This is a genomic window from Pantoea sp. sgz302252 (genome assembly GCF_042610525.1).
Lineage (GTDB): Bacteria > Pseudomonadota > Gammaproteobacteria > Enterobacterales > Enterobacteriaceae > Erwinia.
Genome location: NZ_JBHDVM010000006.1, coordinates 269,612 through 289,980 on the forward strand (window position 1 = coordinate 269,612; position 20,369 = coordinate 289,980).

Annotated in this window: 15 protein-coding genes; 11 read left to right on the plus strand and 4 right to left on the minus strand. The window is 56.3% G+C overall.

All coding sequences use genetic code 11. From position 1 onward, the window contains the following. Positions 1-1,404: a 3-isopropylmalate dehydratase large subunit gene (gene leuC, locus ACETPC_RS13515; RefSeq protein ID WP_380182039.1), complete on the plus strand. Its 1,404-nt coding sequence runs from the start codon at positions 1-3 to the stop codon at positions 1,402-1,404. 2 nt (positions 1,405-1,406) lie between these two features. After that, positions 1,407-2,012 carry a 3-isopropylmalate dehydratase small subunit gene (gene leuD / locus ACETPC_RS13520; RefSeq protein WP_380182041.1) on the plus strand — a complete coding sequence of 202 codons (606 nt, stop codon included), beginning with the start codon at positions 1,407-1,409 and terminating at the stop codon, positions 2,010-2,012. Between the two features lie 51 nt (positions 2,013-2,063). Here leuD and ACETPC_RS13525 read toward each other — a convergent pair whose 3' ends face one another. Continuing rightward, positions 2,064-2,537 (minus strand): hypothetical protein, encoded by a 474-nt coding sequence (locus ACETPC_RS13525; protein WP_380182043.1) that lies wholly within the window; start codon positions 2,535-2,537, stop codon positions 2,064-2,066. A 246-nt stretch (positions 2,538-2,783) separates the two neighbouring features. After that, entirely contained in the window at positions 2,784-3,959 is a 1,176-nt protein-coding gene (locus tag ACETPC_RS13530; protein WP_380182044.1) for a sugar efflux transporter, read from the minus strand. A gap of 249 nt (positions 3,960-4,208) precedes the next feature. Here ACETPC_RS13530 and sgrR point away from each other — a divergent pair, with 249 nt between their 5' ends. The 7 genes from sgrR to ACETPC_RS13565 all read left to right on the plus strand — a co-directional run bounded on the left by sgrR (position 4,209) and on the right by ACETPC_RS13565 (position 13,058). Further along, positions 4,209-5,870, plus strand: a complete 1,662-nt coding sequence (sgrR, locus tag ACETPC_RS13535; protein WP_380182046.1) for an HTH-type transcriptional regulator SgrR — start codon at positions 4,209-4,211, stop codon at positions 5,868-5,870. Between the two features lie 124 nt (positions 5,871-5,994). Then, positions 5,995-6,981: a thiamine ABC transporter substrate binding subunit gene (gene thiB / locus ACETPC_RS13540; protein WP_380182048.1), complete on the plus strand. Its 987-nt coding sequence runs from the start codon at positions 5,995-5,997 to the stop codon at positions 6,979-6,981. Beyond that, positions 6,957-8,564, plus strand: coding sequence for a thiamine/thiamine pyrophosphate ABC transporter permease ThiP (gene thiP, locus ACETPC_RS13545; protein ID WP_380182049.1), 1,608 nt, complete (start codon positions 6,957-6,959; stop codon positions 8,562-8,564). Before thiB ends, thiP begins: the two co-directional genes overlap by 25 nt. After that, positions 8,548-9,249 carry a thiamine ABC transporter ATP-binding protein ThiQ gene (gene thiQ, locus ACETPC_RS13550; protein WP_380182051.1) on the plus strand — a complete coding sequence of 234 codons (702 nt, stop codon included), beginning with the start codon at positions 8,548-8,550 and terminating at the stop codon, positions 9,247-9,249. The genes thiP and thiQ overlap by 17 nt, the downstream gene beginning before the upstream one ends. Before the next feature lie 440 nt (positions 9,250-9,689). Further along, on the plus strand, positions 9,690-10,526 hold the full coding sequence (locus ACETPC_RS13555) for an SDR family oxidoreductase (RefSeq protein ID WP_380182053.1): 837 nt from the start codon (positions 9,690-9,692) through the stop codon (positions 10,524-10,526). Positions 10,527-10,949: 423 nt separating this feature from the next. Then, on the plus strand, positions 10,950-12,257 hold the full coding sequence (locus tag ACETPC_RS13560; RefSeq protein WP_380182055.1) for an MFS transporter: 1,308 nt from the start codon (positions 10,950-10,952) through the stop codon (positions 12,255-12,257). A 9-nt stretch (positions 12,258-12,266) separates the two neighbouring features. Next, positions 12,267-13,058 carry a substrate-binding domain-containing protein gene (locus ACETPC_RS13565; protein ID WP_380182057.1) on the plus strand — a complete coding sequence of 264 codons (792 nt, stop codon included), beginning with the start codon at positions 12,267-12,269 and terminating at the stop codon, positions 13,056-13,058. Here ACETPC_RS13565 and ACETPC_RS13570 read toward each other — a convergent pair. Together ACETPC_RS13570 and ACETPC_RS13575 are read right to left on the minus strand one after the other, a co-directional pair. After that, the gene (locus tag ACETPC_RS13570) at positions 13,033-13,932 is read right to left on the minus strand and encodes a LysR family transcriptional regulator (protein WP_380182059.1); all 900 of its coding nucleotides are present in this window, start codon (positions 13,930-13,932) and stop codon (positions 13,033-13,035) included. The genes ACETPC_RS13565 and ACETPC_RS13570 overlap by 26 nt on opposite strands. Before the next feature lie 38 nt (positions 13,933-13,970). Further along, entirely contained in the window at positions 13,971-14,735 is a 765-nt protein-coding gene (locus ACETPC_RS13575; RefSeq protein WP_380182061.1) for a DedA family protein, read from the minus strand. A gap of 216 nt (positions 14,736-14,951) precedes the next feature. Between ACETPC_RS13575 and polB the strand changes: the two genes are divergently transcribed. Next, positions 14,952-17,312: a DNA polymerase II gene (gene polB / locus ACETPC_RS13580; RefSeq protein ID WP_380182063.1), complete on the plus strand. Its 2,361-nt coding sequence runs from the start codon at positions 14,952-14,954 to the stop codon at positions 17,310-17,312. 133 nt (positions 17,313-17,445) lie between these two features. Next, entirely contained in the window at positions 17,446-20,352 is a 2,907-nt protein-coding gene (gene rapA, locus ACETPC_RS13585; protein ID WP_380182065.1) for an RNA polymerase-associated protein RapA, read from the plus strand. Positions 20,353-20,369: the final 17 nt, after the last annotated feature.

Here is a 20,369-nt window from a genome sequence, read left to right on the forward strand (position 1 = left end):
ATGAAAACATTATACGAGAAGCTGTTTGACGCCCATGTGGTGTATGAAGCGCCTGATGAAACGCCGCTGCTCTATATCGACAGGCATCTGGTGCATGAGGTGACTTCGGCACAGGCATTTGATGGCCTGCGCACGCACGGCCGTCCGGTGCGTCAGCCGACAAAAACTTTCGCCACTATGGATCACAACGTTTCTACCCAAACGCGCGATATCAACGCCAGCGGCGAGATGGCGCGGATCCAGATGTCCATGCTAATTAAAAACTGCGAAGAGTTCGGCGTACGCCTGTATGACCTGAAGCATCCTTTTCAGGGCATAGTGCATGTTATCGGCCCTGAACAAGGGATGTCGCTGCCCGGTATGACTATTGTCTGCGGCGACTCGCACACTTCTACCCATGGCGCGTTTGGCGCGCTGGCGTTCGGCATCGGCACTTCAGAGGTTGAACACGTGCTGGCAACGCAGACGCTGAAGCAGGCGCGCGCTAAAACCATGAAGATTGAAGTAGTGGGAGAAACCGCGCCGGGCATTACCGCCAAAGATATCGCGCTGGCGATTATTGGCAAAACCGGCAGCGGCGGCGGCAATGGTCATGTGGTGGAGTTTTGCGGCCCGGCAGTAGAGCAGCTCAGTATGGAAGGCCGCATGACGCTGTGCAATATGGCGATTGAGCTGGGCGCGAAAGCAGGTTTGGTAGCGCCGGACGACACTACTTTTAACTATGTTAAGGGCCGCCAGTTCGCGCCAAAAGAGCAGGACTGGCAAGAAGCCGTTGCTTACTGGCGCACGCTGAAGTCAGACAGCGGCGCGCGGTTTGATAAAGTCGTTACGCTTAACGCCGCCGATATTGCGCCGCAGGTTACCTGGGGCACCAATCCGGGCCAGGTTATCGCCGTGAACGAGGCCATTCCCGATCCGGCCAGCTTTAGCGACCCTATTGAGCGCGCCTCAGCGGAAAAAGCGCTGGCCTATATGGATCTCAAACCGGGCGTCAAACTCACTGAAGTCCGCATCGATAAGGTCTTTATCGGTTCCTGCACCAATTCGCGCATTGAAGATTTACGCGCGGCGGCTTCCGTAGTTAAAGGCCATAAAATTGCTGCGGGCGTGCAGGCCTACGTGGTTCCCGGCTCCGGTCCGGTTAAGGCGCAGGCCGAAGCAGAAGGCCTGGATAAAATTTTTCTGGCGGCCGGTTTTGAATGGCGTCTACCGGGCTGCTCCATGTGCCTGGCGATGAACAACGATCGTTTAAGCCCCGGCGAGCGTTGCGCCTCTACCAGCAACCGTAACTTTGAAGGACGCCAGGGACGCGGCGGCCGTACGCATCTGCTCAGCCCGGCGATGGCCGCAGCGGCAGCAGTTGCAGGCCATTTTGCCGATATCCGCGAGCTGACTCAGGAGTAACTATGGCGAAGAAATTTACGCAGCACACCGGCGTTGTGGTGCCGATGGATGCCGCCAACGTCGATACCGACGCGATTATCCCCAAGCAGTTTTTGCAGATGGTGACGCGCACCGGCTTTGGCCGCAATCTGTTTTACGACTGGCGCTACACGGATGCCGAAGGCCAAATCCCCAACCCGGATTTTGTTTTGAATAAACCGGAATTCCGCGGTGCCAGCATTATGCTGACGCGGGAAAATTTCGGCTGTGGCTCCTCAAGAGAGCATGCCCCCTGGGCGCTGACCGATTACGGTATTCAGGCGATTGTCGGCAGTGATTTTGCCGATATTTTTGCCAACAACGCCTTTAATAATCAGCTGCTGCTGGTGAAGCTGGGCGAAGCGGAAATGGATGAGCTGTTCCGGCTGGTCGCCACCGAACCGGGCATCCGCTTTACGGTGGATTTGGAAAAGCAGGAAGTTATTGCTGGCGAACAGCGCTATGCGTTTGCTATCGACGCCTTCCGCCGCCACTGTCTGCTGAATGGCCTGGATAATATTGGCCTGACGCTCCAGCATGAAGCCAGCATCAGCGATTACGAGCAGCGCCAGCCGGCATTTTTGCGTTAAAGGCCATTGGGGCTGCGGCCCCGATAGCCTGGCGGCAAATACCTGCCCTGTTTACACTTTCAGGATGGCGACCTTAACGAACCAGAGAACAATGGCCGTCAGCGCGGGCAGCAGCAGCGTCCAGGTAATTTTGTTATTGATAGCGTCAAACTTATCGTTCATGCGGCTTTCAGAAGCGTAAATCTCTTTTTGAAGATCGCTTCGCACCAGCCCTACTTCCTTATGTAGCAGCCCTATTTCCTTATAAAGATCGCTTCGTAGCAGACTGACATCGGTTTTGGTCGCAAAGCTCTCCGAGCGTTCGACCAGCGTATCCAGCGCCGCCTGACTGGCAAACCCTTTCGCCTTTTCCGCCAGCGCATCCAGCGCCGCCTGGCTGGCAAACCCTTTCGCCTGTTCCGCCAGCGTATCCAGCGAGGACTGATTGGCGGCATGCTTTGAACGTTCAACCAGCACCGCTACATCCTTTTGAATCTGGCTGGTTTGGCTTTCCAGCAGGGCGATTCTTTCCTTTACGTTATCCATAACTGCTCCTTCCTGATTCTCCATAGCCAGAGGGTAGCCATACCAAGCCTTTTCTGTCCTGGAAGGCTTGGGGATTTCCTTGATTGCCAACATGTTGACTCCATCCATCATGATTAAAAGGCAGCGCGTTCAATGCTGCCCCTGCGCCCGCCAGAACAAATTATAACCAGACGAATTGTGCAGCGCCCCGCTCGCTTTTACAAGAAAAAACGGTACTGTTTTTGAAAATTTTTAGCACTCTATAGCTCAAACATCCTTTACCTTTGCCGACATCGCCAGCGCCGCTACGGAGAGGATCAGTGCCCCCCAATAAACAGAATAATGCCCAAACGTCTCGGCCAGCGCCCCCTGTAAAACGCCCGCCAGAATAACGCCGGTTGAGATACTGTTGGTGAAAAGCGTGGTAGCCGCGCCAGGCCTGCCCGGCATTAAATCCTGAAAATAAAGCATGCCGATCCCAGCAATAATGCCGATAAAAACGGCGTTGAAAATCTGTAGCGCCATTAGCGCAGCACGTGAATGAAACAGCACCAGCCCCAGATAGAAAAGCGCGCCAGCGGCTACGGCAAACAACATCATTTTGCGTTTGCCAAAACGTTTAACATAATGGCCCGCCAGCAGCATTGCCGGGATTTCCAGCCCTGCCGCTACACCCATCAGCAGACCGGCGAGCCTGTCCGGCAATCCCAGTACGCTACTGATGTAAATCGGCATATCAATGATATACATGGTATTGCAGGTCCACATCAGCAGCGAGGCAATAAACAGCAGTCGCACATCCCGGTTTTTCCAGGCGCTGATTTGGGTAATCACGACTTCCGTCGGCTGTTCAACGCGCGGCACGGAAGGCAATGCAAACCAGATTAGTGCGATACAAATGACAAACAGCCCGGCGGCGACGGTAAACATAGTGGTAAAGCCATAGTTCAGCGCCAGGGCAAAAGAGAGTGGCGGCCCGATCACCCATGCCAGCGAAAGCTGGGCCCGCATCACTGAACTGAACATCACCACTTCACGTGCGGAACTGTCCGCATATTCTCGTGCCAGGGCAAAAATTTGCGGCATGGCTACGCTGGCCAGCGCCGACAGCAGCACGCCAAAAGTTATCAGCGTCAGATAATGGCGGTTAAAAGCGAAAAGGAGTGCGTTGCCCACCGCCATCAGACAGCAAAAAAGGATCAGCATACGGCGATCGCCACTGTTATCCGATCTTTTCGCCAGCAGCAGGCTAACCACGATCCCGGCGATCGCATTTACGGTATAAAACAGCCCGACCCAGAAAGGCCGCACCGCCACCTCACGCGTCAAAAACAGGCTCAGCGTCGGCGCCTGCAATGCGCCCGCTACGCCCACCATAAAAGAGACAGCCATAAAAGCGAGGTAAATCGGGTTAATTCGACGACGCATAAGCAGCGATTTCATACCGAGTCCTTTAAAAGCAAAAATGTCCGCCGACAGGCAGACACGAACAGCAAGCATAGAAGAAAAGCGGGAATGAAAAAAGCCAGCGGGCAAAAGGCCGCTGGCCGGTGAAAACGCACCATACTCAGATATAAAGTCTTTGAAAACGCGCCATTCAAAAGAATGCCTCCCGCGCTTTCAACACTGCCCAGTATGGTCGTAATATAGGGCAGAAAAAACAGGCGAGATTTGGCTGAGAGTTCCTCTTTTATGACATCAAAGCGTTTACAGCAGCAGTTTATCCGGCTATGGCAGAGTTGCGAAGGCCAGCCGCAGGAAACTACGCTCGACCAATTGGCCGTGCAGCTCAGCTGTTCGCGCCGCCATATGCGCAACCTGCTTGGCGCCATGCAGCAGGCAGGCTGGCTGGAGTGGCAGGCCGAGGCCGGGCGCGGTAAACGCTCAACCCTTACCTTCCACTATACAGGCCTGGCGCTGCAGCAGCAGCGGGCTGAGGATCTGCTGGAACAGGATCGCATCGATCAGCTGGTGCAGTTAGTCGGCGACAAAAATGCCGTGCGGCAAATGCTGATCTCGCATCTGGGCCGTAGTTTTCGTCAGGGAAAGCATATTCTCCGGGTGCTCTACTACCGCTCTCTGCCAAATCTTAATCCAGCCACGCCACTACGCCGCTCGGAAACACACCTTGCCAGACAGATCTTTAGTAGCCTCATGCGCATAAATGAGGAAAACGGGGAAATCGAGCCGGATGTCGCTCATCACTGGCAGCCCGTAACGCCGCTGCACTGGCGTTTTTATTTGCGGCCCGCCGTTCATTTCCATCATGGACGTGAGCTGGAAATGGCGGATGTGATAGCAACGCTGGAGCGGGCCAATGCGCAGCCGCTTTTCGCCAATATTCAGTACATCCGCTCTTCTGCACCCTGGACGCTGGATATCCACCTGCATCAGCCCGATCGCTGGCTGCCGTGGCTGCTGGCTGGTGTCAGCGCGCTGATCCTGCCAAAAGAGTGGCCGTTTATGGCGGATTTCAGCCGCCAGCCTGTTGGCACTGGCCCCTATGCAGTGGTGCGTAATCAGCAAAGCCAGCTGCGGATCGAAGCTTTCGACGACTATTTCGGTTACCGCGCCTTGATTGATGAGGTCAATATCTGGGTATTGCCGGAAATCAGCGAGGAGCTGGTTTACTCGGGCGTAAGGCTGGAAGGCGGCAGCCTGGAAGAAAAATCGGAAGAGAGCCGCCTGGAAGAAGGCTGCTATTTTCTACTGTTCGATCAGCGTTCGCCGCAGGGCCGTGATGAGCAGGTGCGACGCTGGGTCAGCGCCATCGCTAATCCAATCACGCTGTTAAGCCAGGCCGGGACGGGCTATCAGCGCTACTGGTTTCCGGCTTATGGACTGCTGCCGCGCTGGCACCATCGCCGCGATTTCGACGCGCCGGAAAAACCCGCAGGCCTGACTTCGCTCAGGATCGCCTGGTATGGCGATCATATTGAGCATCAGGCTATCGCCAATCTGCTGCGGCCGTTGCTGGCCGCGCAGGGCGTGGAATTACTGACCCGGCAGGTGGATTACGCCAACTGGCATCGCGGCGAGGCGGAAAGCGATATCTGGCTGGGCAGTGCTAATTTTACCTTGCCGCTTGAGTTTTCGCTGTTCGCACTGCTGTATGAAACCCCTTTATTGCAGCACTGCGTGCCCATTGACTGGCAGCAGGCCGCTCAGCAGTGGCGCGAACAGCGGCTACCGCTGGCCGACTGGGGCAGAGAGCTGGTAGCCAACTGCTATTTTCATCCTCTTTTCCATCATTGGCTGCTGCTGGAAGGCGAGCGCAGCATGCGCGGGATCCGCATGAATACGCTGGGCTGGTTCGATTTCAAGTCCGCCTGGTTTGCGCCGCCGGAATCATGATGCTTTCGCTACTCTTTGGAAATCATTAGAATAGTGCGCGCTCAATGGCGCGCGGCTCAGGCGCGCTGGGGTTTGGGTCACACGGCTCAGCTCGCGCCTCCTCCCGACCATCAAGGAACGCAAAGTGCTAAAAAAAGTCCTGCCTCTGCTGCTGCTCTGCTCGCTTCCCGCTGTTGCCGCTAAACCCGCGCTGACGGTCTATACCTACGACTCATTTTCTTCCGACTGGGGCCCTGGCCCGGCAATTAAAAAAGCCTTCGAGGCCGAATGCAACTGCGAACTGAAGTATGTCGCGCTGGCTGACGGCGTCGCGCTACTGAATCGCCTGCGTATGGAAGGAAAAAACAGCAAGGCGGATATCGTGCTGGGGCTGGATAATAATCTGCTGAACGCAGCGGAAAGAACCGGTCTGTTTGCCGAAAGCCATGTCGATACCAGCAGCGTTAAGGTGCCGGGCGGCTGGACAAACAGCACTTTCGTTCCCTATGACTACGGCTGGTTTGCCTTTGTTTATGACAAAACCAGGCTGACCAATCCGCCAAAGAGCCTGAAAGAGCTGGTTGAAAGCAATCAGCCGCTGAAAATAATCTATGAAGATCCGCGTACCAGCACGCCGGGTCTGGGTCTGCTGCTGTGGATGCAAAAAGTCTATGGCGATGACGCGCCCGCCGCCTGGCAAAAGCTGGCGCAGAAAACCGTTACCGTCACCAAAGGCTGGAGCGAAGCCTACGGCCTGTTTCTGAAGGGCGAAGCTGATATGGTATTGAGCTATACCACTTCTCCGGCTTACCACCTGATCGAAGAGAAAAAGACGCAGTACGCAGCGGCGGATTTTAGCGAAGGACACTATTTGCAGGTTGAAGTAGCCGGTCAGCTTAAGGCCAGCAAGCAACCGCAGCTGGCGCAAAAATTTATGCAGTTTATGCTCGATAAACCTTTCCAGCAGACCATTCCGCAGGGCAACTGGATGTATCCGGTAGTGCCGACGAAATTACCCGCGGGTTTCGACACGCTGACGATGCCGAAAACCACGCTACAGTATTCGTCGCAGGAAGTTGCCAGTCATCGTAGCGAATGGATCAGTGCATGGCAACGCGCCGTCAGCCGCTAGCCAGCCTCAGCCTCGCTCCCGGCATCACTGCCGCTACGCTGCTGGTCGCCGTTGCGCTTTGTGCCTTTATGGCGCTGTGGCGCAATGCGCCAGTCAGCGCAGGCGCGCTCTGGCAGGATAGCTATCTCTGGCACGTGCTGCGCTTCTCCTTCCTGCAGGCTTTTCTCTCTACTTTGCTGGCGCTGGTGCCCGCCGTGCCGCTGGCGAGATCGCTCTATCGCCGCCGCTTTCCCGGCAGAGATATTTTGCTGCGACTTTGTGCTATGACGCTGGTGCTGCCGGTGCTGGTGGCCGTCTTCGGCATTCTGAGCGTCTATGGCCGTACAGGCTGGCTTGCCGCGCTTTGCGGCTGGCTGGGTCTGGACTATCACTTCACGCCCTACGGACTTCAGGGCATTTTGCTGGCGCACGTTTTTTTCAACCTGCCGCTGGCCGCCAGGCTGCTGCTGCAAACGCTGGAGCAGATCCCGTCCGAACAGCGCCAGCTTGCAGCGCAGCTCGGCATCACGGGCTGGCACCATTTTCGCCTGGTGGAATGGCCATGGCTGCGGCGCCAGCTACTGCCGACAGGCTCGCTGATTTTTATGCTCTGCTTCGCCAGCTTTGCTACCGTGCTGGCGCTGGGCGGCGGCCCAAAAGCTACTACTATTGAGCTGGCGATTTTTCAGGCATTGAATTTTGACTACGATCCCGGGCGCGCGGCGTTGCTGGCGCTGTTACAAATGATCTGCTGTCTGGGCCTGGTGCTGCTGAGCCAGCGGCTAAGCAAAGCGCTGCCCTCCGGTAGCGCAAGCCTGCAAGGCTGGCGGGATCCGCAGGACAGCTTTGGCGCAAAAATCATTGATGCCATTATGCTGACGCTGGCCTTGCTGTTAATAGCGCCGCCGCTGCTGGCGGTAATCGCAGACGGCCTTAACCGTAATCTGTTTACCGTATTACAACAGCCCGCGCTCTGGCAGGCCGTTTTCACGTCGGTACGGATAGCGCTGGCTGCGGGCGTGCTGTGCGTAATTCTGACCCTGATGCTGCTGTGGAGCAGCCGGGAACTGCGCCTGCGCCAGCAGCCCTTTGCGGGCCAGATGCTGGAACTGAGTGGCATGCTGATCCTGGCGATGCCCGGCATTGTGCTGGCTACCGGCTTTTTCCTGCTGCTGAACGATACCGTCGGTTTGCCGCAGTCGGCTGACGATATCGTTATCTTTACCAATGCGCTGATGGCCGTGCCCTACGCCATGAAAGTCCTTGAGAATCCGCTACGCGATATCGCCGAACGCTATAATCGCCTGTGCCTGGCGCTGGATATTCGCGGCCTGAATCGTTTGCGGCTAATAGAGCTGCGCGCGTTAAAACGGCCGCTGGCCCAGGCAATGGCTTTCGCCAGCGTGCTCTCGGTCGGTGATTTTGGCGTGGTAGCGCTGTTCGGCAACGAAGATTTCCGCACCCTGCCCTTCTATCTTTATCAGCAGATGGGCTCCTATCGCAGCGAGGATGGCGCGGTAACCGCTCTGCTGCTGCTATTACTCTGCTTTTTGTTATTTACCCTGATTGAAAAACTGCCGGGACGCCATGCTGACGCTGACTAATTTAACCTGGATTTATCAGCATCTGCCGATGCGTTTCTCACTGTCGATGCAGGCCGGAGAACGCCTGGCGATCCTTGGCCCCAGCGGCGCAGGCAAAAGCACTTTGCTGAGCCTGATCGCCGGTTTTCTGGCCGCCGATAGCGGCGAACTCCAACTCAATGGTGCAGACCACCGTTCTACGCCACCGGCCAAACGGCCCGTCTCCATGCTGTTTCAGGAAAATAACCTGTTTCCCCACCTGACCGTGGCGCAAAATATCGGGCTGGGCCTGCATCCGGGATTACGGCTGGATGCCGGACAGCAGCAGCGTTTACAAAAGATAGCGGAGAGAGTCGGCCTGGAAAGCTATCTGTCGCGTCTGCCGGGCGAACTTTCCGGCGGCCAGCGGCAGCGCGCCGCGCTGGCCCGTTGCCTGGTACGCCAGCAGCCAATCCTGTTACTGGACGAGCCTTTTTCCGCTCTGGACCCGGCGCTGCGCAAAGAAATGCTGGCACTGGTGGATGAGGTTTGCCTTGAGCGAAATATCACGCTGCTGATGGTTTCACACAGTATTGAAGATGCAGCGCGCATCACGCCGCGTAGCGTACTGGTGGTGGATGGCCGAATTTACTGGGACGGCAGCACGGCTTCCCTGCTTAACGGCGAGGTCAAAGAAGCTGCCGTCTTAGGAATTGGCTCTCGCTAACGATAAGTCGCTTTCAGTCACTTTCAGGCTGGCTGGAAACCAGCCCAAATCACTGGCCGCCGATCTTGCCAGGGAAAAGCCTGTTCCAGCTGGCCTGACCCTTCAGAGGATAGGCCATCAAGTCAATCTTCAGTCTGCTGGCCGGGCCAGTTTATTATCCGGCACAATTAACTCCATTATAAAACGGCCCTGTTTTTATCCTTCTGCAAGACAAAGCCTCCATTTATATTAAAAAATAGTTAATAACGGAAATAAATATTATTTATGCCCTATAGCTACATTAAACTCAAAAAGTAACTCCGCCTTGCCTTTTTTCAAAAGAAACATGACATTGACATAATTAAAATGAATGACGGATGTCATGTAATATTCATAATAATGTGTTACTAATGCGATAACAAATTAAGTGAGCCCGGTAATTTCATTAAAGGAAACAGGCAATGATTGATGCGCAAAAGAAAACGATATTAATCACCGGCGGTTCCAAAGGTCTTGGTCTTTCTTACGCCAGAGCCCTGGCGAAAAGTCATCGGGTCATTATTACCGGCAGAGACACGCAAAGGCTGGCCGAGCTGGAAAAAGAGTTTCAGGGCGAGATCCACTGTCTGCAATGCGATGTGACCGACCGGGCCGCAGTCGCCGCCTGTTTTGCCAATATCGCCGCTAAATTCGGTCATATCGATGTGGTTATCAATAATGCGGGCGTCTGGGGCCCGGTAGATAAGTTTGCCGATATCGCGCTGGATGACTGGTTCGAAGCGATTAACATTAATCTGCTGGGTCTCTCTTACTGCACGCATGAAGCGCTCAAGCCTATGCGCCAGAAAAAGCGCGGCATTATAATTAATATTGTCAGCAATGCCGGAGTTTACCGTTGGCCTTATTGCACCGCCTATTCCGTAACCAAAGCCGCGGTAATTAAGTTAACCGAAAACCTGGCTGTAGAAATGAAACGGGAAAATATTTCTCTCTATGCTTATCATCCCGGACTGGTTCACTCAACGGGCATGGTGACGGATTTGATTGAAACTATCACGGACAGCAACAGCGCGCGCGGTAAAGCTCTGCAATGGGTTTATGATGAAAAAGATGCGGGCAATACGGTTGACGAAAAGCAGAGCCTGATAAATATTGAAAAACTCTGTAGCGGCAAATATAAATCTCTGAGCGGGCTTTATCTTACCGTCAGAGACGATTTGGGTTTACTGATGGATAAAAAGAGAGAAATTCGGGACGGCGACCTCTTTATGTTAAGGGTTAACGGCCTGACCGTTTAGCCCGTTCGCCGCAGACTCTCCCACTCGCTTTTTTCAGGCTGGCTGTCAGCGCCTTAAAAACCCCTGCGGTGCTGTACCGCAGGGAGCCACAATTACTGCGCGAATTGCTCAAGCAGCAGCGCTGCGGAAAAACCCGGATTCTGACCGATGATCGGCAGCCCGTCTTTGCCACATACAATTCCTGATCTGCACCTTTATGAATTACGTCACAAATAAGCAATATCGTATTAACATTGCTTCTCGCCTGTACAGAAACAGCTGAAAAGGAAATCCCAATAAATCCAAAGGTTTTTGCTTTACGCGCGCGGATTAATGCAGCCAGCGCATGAATCAATGTATTAATTGCACTTATTTAGCTGGTTTTACTCAGCCAGTCTTCAGGGCAGGCGCGGCAAAAGCGCCATAAAAAAACTGGAGATCGCTATGCAACTTACTTCTGGCTTACCTGGCACCCGCGCCCGTATTGGCGCTATCTTCCGCGTTACCTCAGGCAACTTTCTGGAGCAGTTCGATTTTTTCCTGTTCGGCTTTTACGCCACCTATATCGCGCAGGCTTTTTTCCCGGCCAGCAGCGAATTCGCTTCGCTGATGATGACTTTCGCCGTTTTCGGCGCGGGCTTTCTGATGCGGCCCATCGGCGCAGTCGTGCTGGGTGCTTATATCGATAAAGTGGGCAGACGCAAAGGCTTGATAGTCACGCTTTCGATTATGGCGGCAGGCACCTTTCTGATCGTGCTGATCCCGTCCTATCAGGCTATCGGACTCTGGGCGCCTCTGCTGGTGCTGACAGGACGTCTGTTACAGGGTTTCTCCGCTGGCGCAGAGCTGGGCGGCGTTTCGGTCTACCTGGCTGAAATCGCTACGCCGGGCCGTAAAGGCTTCTATACCAGCTGGCAGTCAGGTAGCCAGCAGGTCGCCATAATGGTGGCGGCGGCGATGGGCTTTGCCCTTAACGCCTTGCTTGAGGAAACCGCTATTCGTGAATGGGGCTGGCGCATTCCGTTTCTGTTCGGCTGTCTAATCGTACCTTTTATTTTTTTCCTGCGTCGCAGGCTGGAAGAAACTCAGGAATTCAGCGCGCGCCGCACTCATCTGGCGATGAGCCAGGTATTTAAAACGCTGCTGGCTAACTGGCAGGTGGTTATCGCGGGCATGCTGATGGTGGCGATGACCACTACAACTTTCTATTTGATTACCGTTTATGCCCCTACCTTCGGCAAAAGAGTGCTGATGCTCAGCGCTTCCGACAGCCTGCTGGTCACGCTGCTGGTCGCTATATCCAATTTCTTCTGGCTGCCGATAGGCGGCGCGCTGTCCGACCGTTTTGGCCGCAGACCGGTACTGATAGCTATGACGTTGCTGGCGCTGGCCACTTCCTGGCCTGCCCTGAGCCTGCTGGCGGACGCGCCGGGCTTTTACATGATGCTGGGCGTGCTGCTGTGGCTGTCCTTTATCTACGGTCTTTACAACGGTGCGATGATCCCGGCGCTGACGGAAATCATGCCAGCGGAAGTCCGGGTTGCCGGTTTCTCGCTGGCCTACAGCCTGGCGACCGCAATTTTTGGCGGATTTACGCCTGTAGTTTCCACCGCGTTGATCGAACTGACGGGCGATAAGGCTTCACCCGCTTACTGGATGAGTTTTGCCGCCGTTTGCGCGCTGCTGGCGACGCTTTATCTCTATCGCCGCAGTTCCGCGCATTTGCAACCAGCGGTCAAACCATTTAGCTAAGGGAAAATCATGATTAAAAAAGGTTATTTAGCTGCGCTGCTTTTTCTCAGCATGGGCGTACAGGCAAAAGAATTAACGGTCATGATCTCCGGCGGTTTCAAAGCCGCGTGGGAGCAGCTGGCCCCGCGTTTCGCCGCGCAGGAAGGCTATAAAGTGATTACGGTTGCCGGGCCTTCAATGGGCCAGTCGCCGCAGGCCATTCCCGCCAGACTGGCCCGTGGTGAACGGGCGGATGTGGTGATCATGGTCGGCGATGCGGTGGACAAGCTGGATAAAACAGGCTGGATCCTCAAAGGCTCTCGCATCGAACTGGCTGATTCGCCTGTGGGCGCGGTGGTCAAAAAAGGCGCGACACCTGTCAGCATCAAAACAGAAAAAGAGCTGCGCGCTGTATTGCTGCAAGCCCAGTCGGTTGCCTATTCAGACAGCGCCAGCGGCAGATATGTCAGCGGCCAGCTGTTTGAGAAGCTGGGTATCGCGGATCGGGTAAAAAGTAAGGCGCGGATAATAGAAAGGATCCCTGTCGCCTCGGTAGTGGCAGAGGGAAAATATGCGCTGGGTTTTCAGCAGGTCAGCGAGCTGCTGCCCGTTCCCGGCGTAACTTTTATCGGCGAGCTGCCAGCCAGCGTGCAGTACACGACCCGTTTCGCTGGTGCCGTTACGAAAACCTCCGCCAACAGGCAAGAGGCGCAAAAGCTGCTGCGTTATCTCGCTTCGCCAGCGGTTCAGCAAACCGTCCGCGCCACCGGTCTGAAAACTGCTGCGGCGCAGACGGTCAGGCAGCCGGATACCGTTCAGTAATCAACTTCTCAAGTTCAGCGGCGACGTGCGACAGCACGCGCCCGCTACGCCTGAGCAGACCAACCGTACGCTGCACCACAGGTTCGGTAAGCGGCAGGCTGGTCAGCACGGAATGTCCCGAAGACGGCATCGACATAGCGGGCACCGCAGCGATGCCGAGCCCCGCTTCAACCATGCCCAGCATGGTAGTAACGTGCCTTGTTTCACAGATGCTGGGCCGCGACGGAACGATTTGCGCCAGCGCCTGATCAAGCAGGTTACGATTGCCGGAGGTTTTATCCAGGCCGATCCAGTCATGCTGGTAGAACGCTTCCCAGGTAACGCTTTTACGCTTAGCCAGGGGATGCTCATGCCGACAGGCGGCGACATAGCTATCTTCCAGCAGCGGTAAAAATTCGATATCCGCCTGCGTTCGGCCAGAAAAACTGATGCCAAAATCTGCCTGGCCGCTGACCACCGAGTCATACACATTGCTGGCGCTGCTGTCGATAAGTTTGACGCGCACGCGCGGATAGCGGCTTTGAAATCGGCGGATAACATCGGGCATAAAGTAATAAGCTGCTGAGGGAACGCAGGCAACGGTGACCAGGCCGGTACGGTTCTGGTTAACCTCGCTGAGATCCGCCATCACCTCTTCAAAATCGTTCAGCAACCGCCCCGAGCGTTCGGCAAAGCTCTGCCCGACCAGCGTCAGGCTGACGCGCCGGGTAGTGCGCTCAAACAGTTTCAGGCCCAGCGAGCTCTCCAGCTTATCAATTCTGCGGCTTAGCGCCGACTGGGAAAGGCAGACCGATTCCGCCGCCAGGCGGAAGTTGCCATATTCCACCAGCGCCCGGAAGGCATAAAGATCGTTCAGGTCAAAATTTACCGGCATCGCTGTTTGTTCCTTCAAGTGTGGCGGCCAGAACAAAACTAGCCGATAAATACCTGCCGCAGCAAATGTCGGAACACCGGCATCATCGGATGGAACTGAATAGCCACAAAGCTGGCCAGGCCAGCCGTCATCATCAGCGGTGCCAGCCAGCGCAGGCGGCCAGCGGGCAGATAAGCCGTCGCCCAGTCGTTTTGCTTTTTGGCGCGCAGCCAGCGCCAGCCCAGCCAGCCGCCGAGCCATACCAGCAGCGCCACCGCCAGCAGCAGCCATTTAAACAGGCCGCTTTGTGCATCCTTCGGCACATCTATCGCTACGCCAGCCAAAATGCCCGGCAACAGATAAAGAGGCGGCCACAGCAGGCAGCCAATCAGGTTAGGCGGAATAAACTTTTTTACCGGCAGCTCCAGCATCCCGGCCACCAGCGGAATTAACGGACGGGTTGGGCCGACGAAACGGCCTACAATAATAGTGAACATGCTGTGCTGGTGCAGCGCGTGTTCGGTTTTATCCAGCATGGCCTGATGTTTCTTAATAAACGACCAGCGATGCAGCGGCCCTTTGAACTGCCAGCCGATATAATAGGAAAGCCAGTCGCCCAGCAGACAGCCGATGATACCCACGCCCCAGGCAGGATAAAGACTGATTTGCCCGCTGCCGATCAGCGCGCCCAGCGACGCCATCATCACCGTGCCGGGCAGCAGCAGCCCTACCAGCGCAAGGGATTCAAAAAAGGCGACCAGACCGACCGCCAGCAGGGACCAGGCCACGGATTGAGTAATAAGATGTTGTAGCCAGGCTTCCATATATTTCACATTTTTTTTAATAAGAGGTCGGATTGTCCTGACCCTGCCGGGATCCGTCAAGCGCTGTTTTGTATGGGAATGCGGATATGTTGCCAGACCGGAACGGCCTTGCTGTTGCACAACAAAGCCGCAAAATTGAACAAAGAACTGTATAAATAAACATGTTATGATGGCGGCGCTAACAGGCCCGGCTAAAAGGCAACTCAGGAGATTCAGGTGAACGACGCACGCGCAGGCTTTCTGCTGACCAGACACTGGCGGGATACGCCCAACGGCACGGAAATCGTGCTGTGGCTGGCTACGGACGCAGGCCCGCAGCGGATAATGCTGCCGCCGCAGGAATCGGTCGCCTTTATCCCGCAGCAGCAGATGGCGCAGGCGGAGACACTGCTGCGTGCCGAGCGGGATTACCGGCTGACGCCGCTTGAGCTAAAAGATTTCCGCCAGCGTCCGGTAGCCGGGCTTTACTGCAAACAGTATCGCCAGCTACAAAAACTGGAAAAACTGCTGCGCGAAAACGGCGTCATGGTTTACGAAGCGGATATCCGTCCGCCGGATCGTTTTCTGATGGAGCGCTTTATCACCGCGCCGGTCTGGTTCAGCGGCCGGGCGGCCAGCGGCGGCCTGACAGAAGCCCGTCTGAAGCCTAATCCTGACTATCGTCCGCCGCTAAAGTGGGTCTCGCTGGATATTGAAACCACGCGCCATGGCGAGCTTTCCTGTATCGGTCTTGAAGGCTGTGGCCAGCGCGTGGTCTACATGCTGGGGCCGGAAAACGGCGATGCCAGCGGCCTGGATTTTCAGCTGGAATACGTAGCCGGGCGTCCCGCGCTGATAGAAAAGCTGAACGCCTGGTTTGCCGAGCACGATCCGGATGTGCTGATTGGCTGGAACGTAGTGCAGTTCGATCTGCGGGTACTGCAAAAACATGCCGATCGCTATAATATTCCGCTGCGGCTGGGCCGCGATGGCGAGGCGCTGGAGTGGCGCGAGCACGGCTTCAAGCCGGGGTTTTATTTTGCCCAGGCTGCCGGTCGGCTGCTTATCGACGGCATCGATGCGCTGAAATCCGCCTTCTGGGATTTCCCCTCTTTCAGCCTGGAATCGGTCTCGCGCGAGCTGCTGGGCGAAGGCAAGGCCATTAATAATCCCTGGGACAGAATGCAGGAGATCGAGCAGCGTTTTGCGGAGGATAAACCGGCGCTGGCGCACTACAACCTGAAAGACTGCGAGCTGGTTACCCGTATCTTCCAGCGCACCGAAATCATGCCTTTTCTGCTGGAGCGCGCCACCGTCAACGGTTTGCCCGTAGATCGTCATGGCGGCTCGGTGGCCTCATTCAGCCATCTTTATCTGCCGCGTATGCACCGCGCCGGTTTTGTTGCGCCAGGCATTGGCGAAGTGGCGCCGGAAGCGAGTCCTGGCGGCTACGTGATGGATTCGCGTCCAGGCCTGTACGATTCCGTGCTGGTGCTGGATTACAAAAGCCTCTATCCCTCAATTATCCGCACCTTTCTCATCGATCCGGTCGGGCTGGTGGAAGGTCTGGCGCATCCCGACGATCAAGATTCAGTCAGCGGCTTTCGCGGCGCGCGCTTCTCCCGCGTCACGCACTGCCTGCCAGAAATAGTCGGGCAAATCTGGCAGGGCCGCGAGGCGGCTAAAAAACAGGGTAACAAGCCGCTGTCGCAGGCGCTGAAAATCATTATGAACGCGCTGTACGGCGTGCTGGGCACCAGTTCCTGCCGTTTTTTCGACCCGCGCCTCGCCTCTTCCATTACGCTGCGCGGTCACGAAATCATGCGCCAGACCAAAGAGCTGGTAGAGGCAGAGGGCTATGACGTGATTTACGGCGATACGGACTCCACTTTCGTCTGGCTGAAGACTCCGCATGACGAAGGTCAGGCAGCCGCGATCGGCCAGCAGCTGGTGGAAAAAATTAACGCCTGGTGGCAGCGCCATCTCAAAGAAAATTTCGGGCTGGAGAGCGCGCTGGAGCTGGAGTATGAAACCCACTTCAGCCGTTTTCTGATGCCGACCATTCGCAACGCCGAACAGGGCAGCAAAAAGCGCTACGCCGGTTTAATCCGCGAAGGCGATAAAGAGCGCATGGTATTTAAAGGGCTGGAGACGGTACGCACCGACTGGACGCCGCTGGCGAAAAATTTTCAGCAGGCGCTTTATCTGCGGATTTTCAAAAAGCAGCCTTACCAGGATTATATTCGTGAAACCGTTAGCCAGCTGCTGGACGGCAAACTGGACGAGCAGCTGACCTACAGCAAAAAACTGCGGCGCCCGCTGGATGATTATCAGCGCAACGTTCCGCCGCATGTGCGCGCCGCGCGCCTTGCCGATGAGCAAAACCGCAAGCTCGGGCGGCCGTTGCAGTATCAAAAAGGCGGCCGGATCCGCTACGTTATGGCGACTTCCGGCCCCGAACCGCTGGAGGCGCGCCAGACGCCGCTGGACTACGAACACTACCTTTCCCGCCAGCTACAGCCGGTGGCGGAAGGCATTCTGCCTTTCGTGCAGGATGACTTTGCTACACTGGTTACAGGTCAGTTGGGGCTTTTTTGACAGGTGACGAACGCGCCACCTTCCAGTACCATAGCGCCCTTCCTGCAAAACGAGATAACACTGCCGGGCTTTTTTCGCCGGGCAGCAGCGCTATTGCCTGAAATAACCTCTACGAGAATCGAGCCGAATATCTATGCCTTTTACACTTGGTCAACGCTGGATCAGCGATACGGAAAGCGAACTGGGATTAGGAACTGTGGTCGCGGTAGACACGCGCATGGTAACGCTGCTTTTCCCCGCCACCGGCGAAAACCGTCTTTACGCTAAAAATGATTCGCCCATTACTCGTGTGATCTTTAATCCGGGCGACACCGTGACCAGCCACGAAGGCTGGCAGCTGGAAGTTGCCGAAGTGGTTGAAGAAAACGGCCTGGTCGCCTACCTCGGCACTCGTCTGGACACCGAGGAAGCCGGCGTGCTGCTGCGCGAGGTGATGCTCGACAGCAAGCTGGTGTTCAGCAAGCCGCAGGATCGTCTGTTCGCAGGCCAGTTGGATCGCATGGATCGTTTCGCCCTTCGCTTTCGCGCGCGCAAATACCAGAGCGAACAGTATCGCCTGGCGGTTAGCGGCCTGCGCGGTATGCGCACCAGCCTGATCCCGCATCAGCTACATATTGCGCACGATGTTGGCCGTCGCCATGCGCCGCGCGTACTGCTGGCAGACGAAGTAGGTCTCGGTAAGACTATTGAAGCGGGTATGATTATTCATCAGCAGCTGCTGGCTGGTCGCGCCGAGCGCGTACTGATCGTAGTGCCGGAGACCTTACAGCACCAGTGGCTGGTCGAGATGCTGCGCCGCTTTAACCTGCGTTTCGCACTCTTTGATGATGACCGCTACGCGCAGGCACGTCTGGATAGCGACAATGCTTTCGACACCGAACAGCTGGTGATCTGCTCGCTGGATTTCGTGCGCCGCAACAAGCAGCGTCTGGAGATGCTGGCAGAAGCGGAGTGGGATCTGCTGATCGTAGACGAAGCGCACCACCTGGCCTGGGAAGAAGGTCAGCCAAGCCGCGAATACCAGGTAATAGAACAGCTGGCCGAGCAGATCCCTGGCGTGCTGCTGCTGACCGCTACGCCGGAACAGCTGGGGATGGAAAGCCACTTCGCCCGTCTGCGCCTGCTGGATCCGGATCGCTTCCACGATTTCGATGCTTTTGTTGAAGAGCAGCAGCACTTCCGCCCGATTGCGGATGCCGTAGCCGGTCTGCTGGCCGATAAGCCGATCGACAACGACGCAATGAACATGCTTAACGATCTGATGGGCGAGCAGGATATCGAGCCGCTGCTACAGGTCGCCAACAGCGATCGCGAAGGCAAGCTGGAGGCGCGTCAGGAGCTGATCAGCATGCTGATGGATCGTCACGGCACCAGCCGCGTGCTCTTCCGTAATACCCGCAATGGCGTAAAAGGCTTCCCGAAACGCGAACTGCACCAGATCCGCCTGCCGCTGCCGACGCAGTATCAGACTGCGATCAAAGTTTCCGGCATCATGGGCGCGCGTAAAGCGGCCGACGAGCGCGCTCGCGATATGCTTTATCCGGAGCAGATTTATCAGGAGTTTGAAGGCGACAGCGGCACCTGGTGGAACTTCGATCCGCGCGTTGAGTGGCTGATGGGCTTTCTGACCAGCAACCGCGACAGCAAGGTGCTGGTGATCTGCGCTAAAGCCGCTACCGCCTTACAGCTTGAGCAGGTGCTGCGCGAGCGCGAAGGCATCCGCGCCGCCGTGTTCCATGAAGGCCTTTCGATTATTGAACGCGACCGCGCGGCGGCCTGGTTCGCTTCCGAAGAGGATGGCGCACAGGTACTGCTTTGCTCGGAAATCGGTTCCGAAGGCCGCAACTTCCAGTTCGCCAGCCAGATGGTGATGTTCGATCTGCCGGCTAACCCGGATCTGCTGGAGCAGCGTATTGGCCGTCTCGACCGCATCGGCCAGGCGCACGATATCCAGATCCACGTGCCTTACCTGGAAAAAACCGCGCAGTCGGTGCTGGTGCGCTGGTATCACGAAGGTCTGGATGCCTTTGAACATACCTGCCCGACCGGCCGCACGGTGTACGATAAAGTCAGCGGCCAGCTGGTCGACTACCTCGCCTCGCCGGAGAATACCGAAGGCCTGGACGACTTTATCGGCGAGTGCCGCGAACTGCATAACGCGCTGAAAAGCCAGCTGGAACAAGGGCGCGATCGCCTGCTGGAGCTCAACTCCAACGGCGGCGAGAAAGCGCAGGCGCTGGCAGAGACCATTAGCGAGCAGGATAATAATATCGAACTGGTCAACTTCGCGCTGAACCTGTTCGATATCGTTGGCATCAACCAGGAAGATCGCAGCGATAACCTGATTGTGCTGACACCGGGCGATCATATGCTGGTGCCGGATTTCCCTGGCCTGCCGGAAGATGGCTGCACCATCACCTTCGATCGCGGCCAGGCGCTGTCGCGTGAAGATGCGCAGTACGTTACCTGGGAGCATCCGATTATTCGCAACGGTCTGGATTTGATCCTCTCCGGCGATACCGGTAGCTGCGCCCTGTCGCTGCTGAAAAACAAAGCGCTGCCGGTCGGTACGCTGCTGCTGGAGCTCATCTACGTGGTTGAGGCGCAGGCGCCGAAGCAGCTACAGCTGACCCGCTTCCTGCCGCCAACGCCGGTACGCATGCTGGTTGACCGTAAAGGCACTAACCTGGCGGGCAAAGTAGAGTTCGAAAGCTTTAACCGCCAGCTAAATGCGGTCAATCGCCATACCGGCAGCAAGCTGGTCAATGCGGTGCAGCAGGATGTACACGCCATCCTGAAGCTGGCGGAAGATCAGGCGGCGGAAGAAGCGCGTAAGCTGATTGAGACGGCACGCGCGGAAGCCAACGAGAACCTGAGCGCGGAGCTGTCGCGCTTGCAGGCGTTGAGCGCCGTCAATCCTAACATCCGTCAGGATGAGATTGACGCGCTGGAAAGCAACCGCGAGCAGGTGCTGGCGGCGCTTGATGAAGCGGGCTGGCGTCTGGACGCGCTGCGTCTGATCGTGGTAACGCATCAGTAATTGGCACGGGGCGGCTT

What these genes read in the sequence shown, in the direction of transcription:
- ACETPC_RS13575 (WP_380182061.1), bottom strand. Translation starts at nt 14,735, where the DNA reads ATGGAAGCCTGGCTACAACATCTTATTACTCAATCCGTGGCCTGGTCC.
- thiQ (WP_380182051.1), top strand. Translation starts at nt 8,548, where the DNA reads ATGCTGACGCTGACTAATTTAACCTGGATTTATCAGCATCTGCCGATG.
- rapA (WP_380182065.1), top strand. Translation starts at nt 17,446, where the DNA reads ATGCCTTTTACACTTGGTCAACGCTGGATCAGCGATACGGAAAGCGAA.
- sgrR (WP_380182046.1), top strand. Translation starts at nt 4,209, where the DNA reads ATGACATCAAAGCGTTTACAGCAGCAGTTTATCCGGCTATGGCAGAGT.
- ACETPC_RS13570 (WP_380182059.1), bottom strand. Translation starts at nt 13,932, where the DNA reads ATGCCGGTAAATTTTGACCTGAACGATCTTTATGCCTTCCGGGCGCTG.
- leuD (WP_380182041.1), top strand. Translation starts at nt 1,407, where the DNA reads ATGGCGAAGAAATTTACGCAGCACACCGGCGTTGTGGTGCCGATGGAT.
- leuC (WP_380182039.1), top strand. Translation starts at nt 1, where the DNA reads ATGAAAACATTATACGAGAAGCTGTTTGACGCCCATGTGGTGTATGAA.
- thiP (WP_380182049.1), top strand. Translation starts at nt 6,957, where the DNA reads ATGGCAACGCGCCGTCAGCCGCTAGCCAGCCTCAGCCTCGCTCCCGGC.
- ACETPC_RS13555 (WP_380182053.1), top strand. Translation starts at nt 9,690, where the DNA reads ATGATTGATGCGCAAAAGAAAACGATATTAATCACCGGCGGTTCCAAA.
- ACETPC_RS13525 (WP_380182043.1), bottom strand. Translation starts at nt 2,537, where the DNA reads ATGGATAACGTAAAGGAAAGAATCGCCCTGCTGGAAAGCCAAACCAGC.
- ACETPC_RS13565 (WP_380182057.1), top strand. Translation starts at nt 12,267, where the DNA reads ATGATTAAAAAAGGTTATTTAGCTGCGCTGCTTTTTCTCAGCATGGGC.
- ACETPC_RS13530 (WP_380182044.1), bottom strand. Translation starts at nt 3,959, where the DNA reads ATGAAATCGCTGCTTATGCGTCGTCGAATTAACCCGATTTACCTCGCT.
- ACETPC_RS13560 (WP_380182055.1), top strand. Translation starts at nt 10,950, where the DNA reads ATGCAACTTACTTCTGGCTTACCTGGCACCCGCGCCCGTATTGGCGCT.